Genomic DNA, 12459 nt, shown 5'->3' with positions numbered 1-12459 from the left:
CACAAAATATATCAAATCCTTAGAGGCGAAAGCTTTTAAGGATTTTTTTATTGTAAGATTTCGGCATTAAGTTTAGGCAGTTACTACAATTGTGTTATTTTTGATGCTTAATAACAACACACACAAAATATGACACTAAAGTATCAAGGAAAGACTAAGGATGTATATAGTCTTTCAGACAATCAGGTTCTTTTAAAGTTTAAAGATGATGTAACAGGAGAGAATGGCGTATTCGATCCAGGAGCAAACACAGTTGGACTTACAATTGACGGAGCTGGAAAGAGTGGTTTAAAAATGACAAAGCACTTTTTTGAGGTATTAGTAGAAAAGGGAATTCCTACGCACTATGTTTCTGCTGATATTGAAGACGTTTCAATGGTAGTAAAAGAGGCTATTCCGTTTGGAAAAGGACTTGAGGTAATCTGCAGATACAGAGCTGTAGGTAGTTTCTTTAGAAGATACGGAGCTTATTGTACAGAAGGACAAGCATTAGATAGCTTTGTTGAGGTTACTATTAAGGATGACGAGAGAGCAGATCCAACTATTTCTGACGACGCTTTAGCAATGTTAGGAATCCTTACCAAAGAAGAGTACAGCATTTTAAAAGACTTAACTAAAACGATTTGCGCAATTGTAAAAGAGGAGTTAGGTAAAAAAGGACTTGAGCTTTATGATATTAAGTTAGAGTTTGGTAGAGATGCTGCAACAAACGATATCATTTTAATTGATGAAATTTCAGGAGGTAATATGCGTGTTTACAAAGACGGAGTTTATATTACACCATTGGATTTAGAGAGAGAATTCTTACAATAATTGCTAATTTTAATAGCAATACAAATACCCCATAACAGCGATGTTTGGGGTATTTTTGTTTTTTAAAGAATCAATAGATGGAAAAAAAGGGAATGCATATCATTGGCCTTGCAGTAGAGACAACGAATCAGGGAGGACAAGCAATGCGTGATTTAGGGGAATTGTGGCAACGTTTTATACAGGAGAATATCCCTCAAAAGATTGCTAATAAGGTAAACAACTGTGTTTATTGTATTTATACAGATTATGAGAGTGATTATACGGGGAGTTACACAGCTATTATCGGGGTTGCTGTAAATTCGTTAGAACGCATACCGACTGGTTTAGTGGGTAGAACCTTTGAAGGAGGTAACTTTATTGTCTATGAAGCAATTGGGGAGATGCCACAAGCAGTAGGAGAGGTGTGGAATAACATCTGGTCAAAGGATGCAGCGTTAAATCGCTTATACACTTATGATTATGAAGTTTATGGTGAAAATGCGAAGGGTGTGAATATTTACATTGCAGTCTAACTATTGTAAATAATAAAGAATGCTTATATACTTGCGTATGTTGCAGTGTCAGCATATCATACTATGCAATAAAAGTTTCAGGGAGAACATCTATTAAGCGGATGTTCTCTTTTTTTATGGTTAAATCAGAAAGGCGAATGACGATAAAACAAAAGAGCTATCTCAATTGTGGTAGAGATAGCTCTTTCTCGCATTAAGATTGGGGAATATTGTTATCCACACTCTCTTGTTTTACTACTGTAGGTTGAGTCTTTACAGGCGTTGCTGTATTCACTTCTCTTGTCGCTTCTTTAAATTCTCTAATTCCTGTTCCAAGTCCTCGCATTAATTCTGGAATCTTTTTTCCTCCAAAAAGTAATAGAGCGATTGCAACAACAACTATCAACTCTGAAGGTGCAACTACACCTAAGGGGATGTTTGTTGTAATCATACCGTATGATTGTTCTTGTTATAGAAAACAAATTTAATTAAGAGTATTGTTGTGTAAATATCTTTTAACATTCCTTTGGTATAGGTTTTTCTTAATGATGTGTTGGTGTGTTACCATAAAAAAGAGGAATACCAAGCGTTTATGGCTTCGTATTCCTCTTTCTCAAGGTTTAGATCGCTGTTATTTAGATAACTTTTTTATCTACATAATCAGAATTCATAATTCTCAATATCCCCATATAATTCATATGAAAGGCAATTGTATCACCTACTTTTAAGTTGTCTGGGTTGTTTCCTAAGTCGATCACCATCATATCAGAACTCGACCCCACCATATCTAATTCACTTTGAATAGGAGTAATGTGTTCAATATCAATATCCAATAATCCAAGGTCAATAATAGCTCTGTAATTCGTACTATCTTCCCATTCAGGATTAAACGTTACTTTTTCTCCTGTCATATTCAAACCAATTTCACCGTCAGGCATCATTGGCTTTTCGTGTAATTCAATAATCTCTGCGTGAAGTTTAAACACATTTTGCTCACAACTCTCATAAGCCGAGCTATCATAAGCATTTGTACCCATAAATAGCGTTTCCCCAATTCTAAAGTGATTAATAGCCTTAGGCATTGTGTTGTTTAACACAAGGGGAATGGTAACCGATGCACCACCAGATATATACGGAATCTTTTTGTTGAACTTTAATTCAAGCAGTTCTTTGTAAAGCGACAATTGAATTAGCTTATCGCTATTAGGAAGTACCCCATACATACAAGTAAGATTCGTTCCTAAACCAATAATTTCAATATTCGGAAGGTTGAACACTTGCTCATAGAAGTCGATCAAGTCGTCTCTTAAAACGCCTTCTCTCAATTCTCCCAACTCAACCATAATCACGATTCTGTGGGTTTTATCTTGTTTAACAGCCTCAGTAGAAAGCAATTTGATAGTTTCCAGTTCAGTGTTAAAGCTGATATCAGCATACTCTACAATCTCGTCAATACTCCCATTAGGAGCAGGTTTGATGTAAATAGTCTCGATATCAGGGTCAATTCGCTTGATACTCTTTAAGTTAGAAACCCTTGAGTCGCAAATTTGTTTCGGGTTAAGACTTAGTAATTCTCTTAAAAACAAGTCGTTACCACACAATAGTTTTCCAACTACTGCCCATTCTATTTGATTCTCGTCAAATAGTTCAGATAATTTTGTAAAGTTGTGTTTAAGTTTATTTTTATTTAATGTTATAAAAGCCATGCTTATTTTGTTAATCTCATTTCAATATACTTCTTCTCAAAACCTTTTCTTTCGTACAAGTTTTGTGCAGGGTTATCTCTATCCACGTGCAAAGCAATAGAACCTTGAGCTTCTTCTTTAACGCGGTCAATCAATTGACCACCAATACCTTTTCCTCTCACCTTCGCATCTGCAGCCAAGTAAACAAGAATGTGTTCCGGAATAAACCCGTCCATTAATGTGTCCAATAGAACAGCAATTCCCACGATGTCTTGTTGCTCATCCTTAGCAATTAAGACAAAACCACCAGGCTTATTATTACGTGCTAAAGCGTAGTCAATAGCCTTTGTAATGTCCTCTTGCTTATCACCATATTGTTCAAGGTGTTGAAATAAAAAGGCAGTATATGTAGCTATCTCTTCGTTTGTGATGGGAGTTTCTTTATTTTTCTTTAAAATAGTAAGCATAAAATAGATGTTTTTAGCGCATTATTCGCGTTAATAATAAAAACCATTGATTGTAAATATAGAATAAAAGTCGGCGTAATAAGGACTTTTATATGAAATGGAATGACCAAAGAATAATGCAAATTATAACAGTGTCATTTTTTAAAAAAGCTAAATAAGCTTGGTTAGATTTCAAATCTGATGAGTACAAATTTACTGAAATATAGCAGAATAGGCAAATGGAGTGTGTTTTTTGCTAACAAAATAGGCGAATAATTGCATTAATTCTAAAATGTGTAAAATTATTTGTTAATAAACAAAAGAGGGGCTATGTTCCCAAGTATAAAGGGAATACAGCAGCTAAGGTGTCGCTTTTAAAGATGAAAAAGAGAGGAGATTGTTGTAAACCTTATTTTTTTGTTAAAATAAATAAAGCAGTGGATTTGAAGGGAGATATAAGTAGTTGATTATGAATTTGAAATAGAAAAAAGGACATAAAAAAAGCAGATAACCGCTTAATAAAAGTGTTATCTGCCTATCTATATTGTAGTGAAAAGTTAGATGTCCATACGGTACGTCTTTCTTTCTTTGTGAATAATCGGATTTAGATTTTTCCACAATTGTTGAATCTTATTGTTTTCAACTAATAATGGATTTGTTTCTATGATAGTAATATTGTGTTTAGTGAAACACTTGTAGATTTCTTCAAAAATAGGAGCAGTAACCCCTTTATTTCTGTACTCTGGATCCACACCAATTAAGTAATACTCTGCGTGGTTGTTCTTTTTCATAGCCTGTAACAAGTGCCAGAACCCGAATGGGAATAGTTTACCATTCGCTTTTTGGAAAGCACGTGAAAAAGAAGGCATTGTAATGGCAAATGCCACCATTTTATTGTTTTCATCCATAATACAAGTAATGAAATCAGGATGTATAAATTGCAAGTATTTCTTTTTATAATGTTCAACTTGGAAAGGCTGAATAGGAACAAAACTCTGTAAATCAGCATACGTTTTGTTTAATAAAGCAAACATCTCATCAACATAAGGCATTAGCTCCTTAATTGTCTTAAACTCTAAAACTTTGACATTGTATCTGTTTTTGACAATAGCAGACATCTTTTCAATCTTCTCTTTGTCGTAAGCTTTTAAGTCAAGTAAGTATTCAATCCACTCTGCCTCAGGTTTAAACCCTAATTGTTGCAAATGAGTAGGGTAGTATTCAAAGTTGTAAATACCAATCATTGTAGCGATATAATCAAACCCTTTTGTTAGCATTCCCGCCTTATCCATATTAGAGAATCCCATCGGACCTTCGATATACTCCATACCGTGTTCTTTCCCAAAAGCAATTACAGCGTCTATAAGCGCTTTAGTTACCTCTACATCGTCAATCATCTCTAACCATCCAAAGCGTACTTTAGGCTTGTGTAAATCCTTTACCTCAGTCCAATTGACGCAACACGCAACTCTACCAACAAGTTCGTTATTTTTATACGCTAAGTAAAAGCGTACGTCAACCGTTTTGAAAATATCGTTGTTTCTGTCAAAGCTCTTGATTTCCTCTTTAATCATTGGAGGAACCCAATACGCATTGTTTTTGTATAATTTAAAAGGAAATTTAACAAACTCTGTCATTTGTTGGTTTGTCTTCGCTTCTCTAATTTCTACCATTTTAATTCAAGTATTTTTCTTTCCACTAAGTCTAATGCAAATATAAATAAAAGCAGTGCGATATCTATTTTTATCCCATAGAAGTGTTTATGCTATTATCTTATCGCAATTTTTTAATGGTTAATATTTCGTTGTATTTCTGTAGTTTCGGGTGACTTCTAACGGAGTATTCTTCCGGTTTAAATAAGGCACAATACTCTTTATTTCTCCTTTTTTCTAATTCGTTTAATGTAATGGTATTAAATAAGATAAAGCCATTTACATTAAGTATTCGTTTAAGTCTTTCTGCAAAGTAGTTTTCAAACAAAAACGTAGGCATATTAGCATCTTGAAAGATATCTATAACGATTAGATCATAGCGTTTTTGGCACCTTAAAACATACTCAAAAGCATCCATTTGGTGTATTGTATGTCGCTCTGAATACTTGTCTAAATCAAAGTATTTCTGTCCGATATAGACAATAGCAGGGTCTAATTCTACGCTATCAATTTGCTTGTTAAACTTGACATCTTCCCTTAAAAGCGCGATAATATTACCAGCTCCCAGTCCGAGAACAAGTACATTTTCCATAGCTCTTACTTTCTCGTAACCAACGAATTGTAAGCCTTTTTTAAGCACTTTTTCCAGGTTTCCATAAGAGTAGTTGGTATGTTCAGTATCTACTACCAATTGGCCGCTATTCCACGTTACTTCAAGCTGCTTGCTTACTTTAGACGGAATCTTCTTTTCTATAATAGGGGTAAAATAACTAAGGAATCTTTTAATCATCTCATTTTACTTGCTAAAAGTCAAAGATAGTTTAAATAAATATTTAGTCATTCTCAAACTTAAAATAAAGCTAATAAGATAGTGTATTTACAAGGCTTTTTTCTCCTTTAAAGGGGAGCTAAAAGTAAGCTTTGCCTGTTTCCGAAAAGCTAAGAGAAAAGGGAGTTGGCTTTTTTAAAAAATGAAAAAAGTGCCTTTAAGCGCGTATGAAGCAGGTTATAAAAAATAGCTGATCCCAGCAACGGTGGGGGAGGGGAGGTGTTTTACCTTTTTTGCAAGAGGATAGAAGAACTGTTTTAGGAGAAAAAATCAAGGAAAAATCAGTTCCATTTTATGCGAAAAATGGCGTTTTTATTAATTGATGTCTAAAACTAAGGAAAACCGCGGAATTAGCTCTATGAAGACTTCAAATGATAGCCGTAAGCGGTTGTATACACGTATTATATATGTTTTCATTGTAACTTGTTCGAGACATATTCGAGACAAGTACCATATTCGTTCGGAAATAAGCCTTTTTTCCGAAGAAGTGTGGTACTAATGTGGTACTTGTTCCGAACTTGATCGCATTAAAACCTTGGGAAGTCTTGAAAATAAAGGGGAGAAGAGAGAGTATTGTATTAGAAATAACACCATTTTTAGGCCAAAATAAGGTTTAAAAATAGTGTAGATACAAGTAAAAAAAGCTCTTTTTAAAGGCAGTTTACTGTATAAAAAGAGCAGGGAATGTATATTATTGGCGTGGTTTAAACTGTTTAAAAGTACCGTCTTTATAGAAAACAACGATCTGATCTACGTTTGAATTTACGTGTAAAGGGAATTGGTTTAAGATAGAATCACTGTTGTTAAGCGCAGCGTTATCTCCTTGTTTTTGAACTGTATTACTATTGCTTTCTTGTGTTTTATTACCCGTTTGATCATCTTCTTTCGAAGTAATTATATGACCAGTCAAAGGGTCAATAGGAGGGGCAATTGTAGGAGTAGGTTGCTGTATAATTTTAGTGATAGAAGTAACATTTTCACTCTCTATATAATTACCTTTTCCCTTCAATAACCAGGTTAAACTGATCTCAGGAAAGGCATCATTTATCTTCATAACAAAGTCTAAACTTGGCTTGTTTCTACCTGACAATAGGTGAGACAAACTTGACCTTTGAACCCCAATTTTATCTGCAAAAGCAGAGGCAGTATAGTCTAAATTTTCAAGAAGAAAAGCGAGCCTGTTTACAAAATGTTCCATAGTAAATTGTTTAAGAAAGTGAATGAATCAACTGTTTACAAATGTAATAAAAATAATGATATTACAAATGTATACAATGATAATATTGTAAATAGTATTAAATTTAATGTTTAGGTTACTTCGGTTTTTTATTTGGTAATCAATTGATTATGATTATGAATTTAAAAATGTAAACTTCTAAAGGTTACGTTACAGCTGTGAATAGGAGATTTGTTTACATTTGTAATTAAAACACTTTTTTAAATTGTTTACAAATGTAAAAAATAAGTTGTTTACATTTGTAATTGTAAAAAAATAACAGATATGAACTATCAATATTTAGTAGAAAAATACACCTATCATAAAATAAGTGGTCGATATATTACGAGTGAAAAAATAGCTTCTTTTTTGAGCGACTTAAAGGATTACTTTAAGGTAGAGGTCAAAGGAAAATCAGTTGAAGGAAGAGACATAAAAACGGTGACTTGGGGAGAAGGACCAACGAAGATTTTTATGTGGTCACAGATGCACGGAAATGAATCGACAACAACAAAAGCTGTACTCGATTTATTAAACTTATTGAACGAGGAAAAAGAGTCTTTTATAGCAGATTGGAAAAAGCGTTTTACGTTTTTAATTGTACCTATTTTAAATATAGATGGGGCACATTATTATACGCGAGTAAATGCAAATCAAGTTGACCTAAATAGAGACTCAATAAATTTGACTCAACCCGAAAGTCAGTTGTTGCGAAAACTTTTTGAAGACTTTAAACCTGACTATGCATTTAACCTTCACGATCAACGAACTATTTTTGGTGTAGGAGATCAACCAATGCCAGCAACGATTTCTTTTTTAGCACCTTCTTATGATGAGGAACGTGAGATAAATGCTAATAGAGAAAAAGCTATAAAATTAATTGTAGCAATGAATCAAGAAGTTCAGAAAGTGATTCCAGGACAAGTAGGAAGATTTGATGATGGATTTAATATTAACTGTATAGGAGATTATTTTCAAAGCCAAGGAGTTCCAACAATCTTGTTTGAAGCAGGACACTATCAGAATGATTATAATCGAGAAAAAACCAGAGAAATTGTATTTTTAAGTTTATTATCTGTAATTTGTAGTATATTTACTAAGAATTATGAGAATAATTCTATAGAATCTTATTTAAGCATTCCGGAGAATCAGAAAAGCTTTAATGATGTGGCAATTGGACCAGTTTCCTTGGCTGGTAGTAAAGAAGAATATATTGTGAAAATTCAGTATTTAGAGCAATTAAAAAATAATAATGTTAAATTTTGTCCCATTATTGTGGATATTATTAAAAAAGAAAGTAAATTTGCCCATCATTATATAAAAGAGAGTATAATTTTTAAGAACTCTTTGGTTAAAATAGAAGATGCATTAGATAAAAATTATCTTGAGGTTGTAGATTCTACCGTATCTCAGGATAATGGATTATTAAATAAATAATAAAATTTGTTGTTTTTTAGAAAATAAGAATTTTATTTAGTATTATTGTACAGAATTATAGATTATAATAAGATAAATAATTGTTTTATGAGTAAATTTCGTTTAGATGAAATCGATCACCAAATCTTAGATATGTTGATTGACAATACGAGAGTTCCTTTCACAGATATTGCAAAAAAATTACTGATTTCTGCAGGTACTGTTCACGTTCGTGTTAAGAAAATGGAAGATGCAGGAATTATCCAAGGTTCTTCATTAACATTAGATTACGAAAAATTAGGATATGCTTTTATAGCTTATATTGGTATTTTCCTACACAATACTTCGCAAACTAAATTTGTATTAGAGCGTATTAACGAAATTCCTTTCGTAACTGTAGCACACGTTACAACTGGTAAATTCAATGTTTTTTGTAAAATTAGAGCGAAAAACACACGTCACGCAAAAGAGGTTATTTATATGATTGATGATATTGAAGGAGTTTACAGAACTGAATCAATGATTTCTTTAGAAGAAAGCATCAACGATAAAAAACGTTTAATGCATACGATTTTTAAAGAATTATAAGAAATCAAACACTTATAAGAAGAAATAATAAAAACTGCCCTATGGCAGTTTTTTTTTTATTTGTATTTTTGAAAAAAAAGTTAATGGATTCTTTAACACAAATTGTATTAGGTGGAGCTGTAGGGAATGCGATAGCTGGACGTAAGATTGGTAATAGAGCAGTTTTATATGGTGCTATAGCAGGAACAATTCCAGACTTAGATGTTCTATCTGTATTTTTTACTGATCCAATATCCGCTGTAGAAATGCATCGAGGGGTTACGCATTCTATTTTGTTTGCCATTTTAGCTTCTTTTATGTTTGGCTATCTTGTGTACAAATTAGAAAAGAAAAACGGCGTTACCTATGAAGAGGGATATTGGTTGTTTTTTTGGGGGTTGTTTACACACGCGTTGTTAGATATGTTTACAACTTGGGGTACACGATTACTGTGGCCTTTTGATTATGCTTTTGCTTTTAAGTCTATTTTTGTCATTGACCCTCTATACACTATTCCGTTTATCTATTTTTTGGTTCGTTCTATGCGTGAAAAAGTAGATATAGACAGGAGGATGCGTTTGAATAGATTAGGTATTTATGTTAGTAGTTCATATTTGTTTTTAACGTTGTTGTTAAAAGCAGTGGCTTTTTACGAGTTTACTGATGCTTTGGATAAACAAGGTATTAAGTATAAAGAAATGTCTGTTAAACCCACTGTAATGAATACTATTTTGTGGAATGCAATGGTAGAAACAGATGATGCTTTTTTAATTGGCGAGTATTCATTTTTTGATCATTCAGACATTACATTCCAACGTTTTGATAAAAATGAGCATTTCATTAACAATATAGCTAATCACAATTTGTTTAATAGATTAGTGAAAATATCAGAAGGTTATTATACTTTTTCTGAATACAATGATGAAATTCACTTTAATGATTTGCGATTTGGTTTGTTGAAGAATGAAGGAGAAGATGTTCAGTTTGCTTTTAGTTACCGATTTGTAGTAAACGAAGACGGTGAGTTACAAGCAGAAGAGGTTAAGAAAGAAAGAAAAGATGGTGTGAAGTTGCTAAAACGACTATGGATTAGATTGCAAGGAATATAAAAATAGAAAAAGGAGCATAATAGCTCCTTTTTCTATTTTAAAGCAATTTGAGCAACTTTAAACAAAAAAAGAGGAGTTTGTATGCCTTAGGTGTAAAATCGCTTTAAAAAAAGTTGTTATGAGTAAATATGTTTGTAATAACTATTGTGTTCGTGAATTTTAAAATACTTTTGTACATAGGTTATTTTTATAGCTGATAAAAGGAGTGTTTAATAGTTCAAATAGTTTTTAATTTAAAAGTATTTGAAATCATTATTTAGAAGATGGAAATATTTGAAAGAAATATCATTTCTATTCAAAGTTTAGTTTCGGCAGGTTATGTTGGAAATAGTGTTGCTGGTTTAGCAATTCAGTTACACGGTATAAATCCTATTATTTTGCCGACAGTTATGCTGTCGAGCCACGCTGAACAAAATATATATTACGGAGATGTAGTTTCTCCAGATTTATTCAAGAAATTGATAAGAGGTATTAGCGAGGTTGGACTTCGAGAAAAAACCAAGTTTGCTGTCAGTGGTTATATCAATACTTCTGAGTTGATTGATGTGACAGCAGAATTTATAACGGGGTGGAAAAAGGTTCAGAAAGAGGCTATCTATATATACGATCCTGTATTAGGGGACACTCGCGCAAATGGACTGTATATTCCAGAAGCTATTGCGAAGCATTCTGTGGCTACATTACTTCCTTTATGTGATGTGTTGACTCCAAATCAGTTTGAATTAGAGTTTATTGTAGGACAAAAAATTACTACTGAAATTGAATTAACCTCTTTAATAGCAGATCATCCAATTTTAAATAATAAACGAGTTATACTTACAAGTGCCGTGTTGGCAGATACACCAGCTGGCCAAATAGAAGTTATAGTTGTAGAAAATGGCCAAATTTCGAGATTTAGCACAGAAAATATACATATTGAGGTAGTAGGAACAGGAGATTTGTTTACAGCTATTATGACTTCTCAATTAGCTAATGGCAGAAAAGTAGGCGATGCTATACAAAATGCAATGAATTTTGTTTGTAGTGTGTTGACATTTACCAAAGAAAATGGATTAACAACAATGAGTGCTTCAGCGATTATGCAAGCATATCCTCTGTTATTGCTATAGTTTTTTGAATTATACGTAACTCATTGGTTATTAGTGTTGTAAATAATTTAAAAATAATTTAAAAGGATTTTAACTATCTTATTTTTATTAATTTTGAAATATAGTAAAAAATGAGTTTTTTGTTATATAAATTAGAATGAATAGGGTTGTTATTCAAAAATATTGAGCTAATTGTTTAGTATTAACTTAAAATATATTTTTTGATTAACGTAGCAAAAACTAAGTTGAAATATGAGGAAAGTTATACTTCTTTTATTGGTTAGTATGACCATTATAGCGTGTTCTGGTAGCGATAACAGTGATGTTCAAGAGATGACAAAAGAAAAACTGCATTTGTCTTCAGAGAAGTCTACTGTTGAGGAGGGGAAGGCAGTACATTTTGTTGTTTTAGATGGCTCTTCTTTAGATGTCAATGCTGATTTATATGTTGAGGGTGTTTTAGTGCACAATCCGTATAAATTCTCTGAAATAGGAAGTTATAAGGTTACAGCAAAGAAAAAGGGGTATGAGAATAGCAATCCGATAGAGATTACTGTGATTAAAAAAACAGGATTGAATTACTTAAATATCAATAAACAGTATTACGATATCAAAAGTGTCTCAATGTCTGTGGAACAGATAAGTAAAATAGATTATGAGGCGAGTAAGGAGTATTATGTTGATAAAGCGATAAGATTACCGAATGGAGAATGGTATAATATTTATCACTTTGATATTAGAATTAACGGAAGTACTGGGTACGAAAGATTTGAAATATGTTATTATGTACCAAATAAAACAATTGTTGCTAAAGACAATAACATTATTGATTATGGACAGCGTGTTTTGCCAAGTGAAGTAGATAGTAAGGATATAATTTATCACAACTCTTGGGTTGTAATAGATAATTATGATGCTGCAAGAGATTGGAATCTTGCAAGTTCAGAGTTAGAAGTTGGAGCAGATAAATTAGTGAATAAGGGAGTTGGAGTGGGGTATTTGGGATTAGACACTAAAGGATCGTTTGAAATAATATATAAAGATGGAAATACGCCTATTCATATTGTTTATGACGGTGTAATTAGATTTTGTGAGAAAACAGAAAACGTAAGTGATTTTTAGATAAATAAATATTTATTGATAAGAG

General features: G+C 32.5%; 13 protein-coding genes. 7 read left to right on the top strand and 6 right to left on the bottom strand.

Annotated elements, in window-relative coordinates; genetic code table 11:
* Positions 1 to 129: 129 nt before the first annotated feature.
* Together AABL81_RS00435 and AABL81_RS00430 are read left to right on the top strand one after the other, a co-directional pair.
* Positions 130 to 813, top strand: coding sequence for a phosphoribosylaminoimidazolesuccinocarboxamide synthase (locus tag AABL81_RS00435; RefSeq protein ID WP_341340058.1), 684 nt, complete (start codon positions 130 to 132; stop codon positions 811 to 813).
* A gap of 77 nt (positions 814 to 890) precedes the next feature.
* Positions 891 to 1325 carry a GyrI-like domain-containing protein gene (locus tag AABL81_RS00430; protein WP_341340057.1) on the top strand — a complete coding sequence of 145 codons (435 nt, stop codon included), beginning with the start codon at positions 891 to 893 and terminating at the stop codon, positions 1323 to 1325.
* 193 nt (positions 1326 to 1518) lie between these two features.
* On the opposite strand, the gene AABL81_RS00425 is transcribed toward AABL81_RS00430, so the two are convergent.
* From AABL81_RS00425 to AABL81_RS00400, 6 genes are all read right to left on the bottom strand, one after another.
* Positions 1519 to 1755, bottom strand: coding sequence for a Sec-independent protein translocase subunit TatA/TatB (locus AABL81_RS00425; protein WP_158210757.1), 237 nt, complete (start codon positions 1753 to 1755; stop codon positions 1519 to 1521).
* Positions 1756 to 1939: 184 nt separating this feature from the next.
* Complete coding sequence (locus AABL81_RS00420) at positions 1940 to 3010, bottom strand: alanine racemase (RefSeq protein WP_158210758.1); 1071 nt, start codon at positions 3008 to 3010, stop codon at positions 1940 to 1942.
* Positions 3011 to 3012: 2 nt separating this feature from the next.
* Positions 3013 to 3456 carry a GNAT family N-acetyltransferase gene (locus tag AABL81_RS00415; protein ID WP_341340056.1) on the bottom strand — a complete coding sequence of 148 codons (444 nt, stop codon included), beginning with the start codon at positions 3454 to 3456 and terminating at the stop codon, positions 3013 to 3015.
* A gap of 536 nt (positions 3457 to 3992) precedes the next feature.
* Positions 3993 to 5108, bottom strand: a complete 1116-nt coding sequence (locus AABL81_RS00410) for a GNAT family N-acetyltransferase (protein ID WP_158210760.1) — start codon at positions 5106 to 5108, stop codon at positions 3993 to 3995.
* 100 nt (positions 5109 to 5208) lie between these two features.
* Positions 5209 to 5877, bottom strand: coding sequence for a spermidine synthase (locus tag AABL81_RS00405; RefSeq protein ID WP_341340055.1), 669 nt, complete (start codon positions 5875 to 5877; stop codon positions 5209 to 5211).
* Positions 5878 to 6607: 730 nt separating this feature from the next.
* Positions 6608 to 7114: a helix-turn-helix domain-containing protein gene (locus AABL81_RS00400; RefSeq protein ID WP_158210762.1), complete on the bottom strand. Its 507-nt coding sequence runs from the start codon at positions 7112 to 7114 to the stop codon at positions 6608 to 6610.
* A gap of 303 nt (positions 7115 to 7417) precedes the next feature.
* Here AABL81_RS00400 and AABL81_RS00395 point away from each other — a divergent pair, with 303 nt between their 5' ends.
* The 5 genes from AABL81_RS00395 to AABL81_RS00375 all read left to right on the top strand — a co-directional run bounded on the left by AABL81_RS00395 (position 7418) and on the right by AABL81_RS00375 (position 12434).
* Positions 7418 to 8569, top strand: a complete 1152-nt coding sequence (locus AABL81_RS00395) for a M14 family metallopeptidase (protein WP_341340054.1) — start codon at positions 7418 to 7420, stop codon at positions 8567 to 8569.
* Between the two features lie 87 nt (positions 8570 to 8656).
* On the top strand, positions 8657 to 9136 hold the full coding sequence (locus tag AABL81_RS00390) for an Lrp/AsnC family transcriptional regulator (RefSeq protein ID WP_006258948.1): 480 nt from the start codon (positions 8657 to 8659) through the stop codon (positions 9134 to 9136).
* An 83-nt stretch (positions 9137 to 9219) separates the two neighbouring features.
* Positions 9220 to 10224, top strand: coding sequence for a metal-dependent hydrolase (locus tag AABL81_RS00385; protein WP_158211371.1), 1005 nt, complete (start codon positions 9220 to 9222; stop codon positions 10222 to 10224).
* Between the two features lie 263 nt (positions 10225 to 10487).
* Positions 10488 to 11333 carry a pyridoxal kinase gene (pdxY, locus tag AABL81_RS00380; RefSeq protein ID WP_341340053.1) on the top strand — a complete coding sequence of 282 codons (846 nt, stop codon included), beginning with the start codon at positions 10488 to 10490 and terminating at the stop codon, positions 11331 to 11333.
* Between the two features lie 231 nt (positions 11334 to 11564).
* Complete coding sequence (locus tag AABL81_RS00375; protein ID WP_158210765.1) at positions 11565 to 12434, top strand: hypothetical protein; 870 nt, start codon at positions 11565 to 11567, stop codon at positions 12432 to 12434.
* The last annotated feature ends 25 nt before the right edge of the window (positions 12435 to 12459 follow it).

The organism is Myroides sp. C1519, from assembly GCF_038039755.1.
Lineage (GTDB): Bacteria > Bacteroidota > Bacteroidia > Flavobacteriales > Flavobacteriaceae > Flavobacterium > Flavobacterium phaeum_A.
The sequence above is the reverse complement of the archived record's forward strand: the minus strand, read 5'-3'. Positions and strand labels throughout refer to the sequence as shown.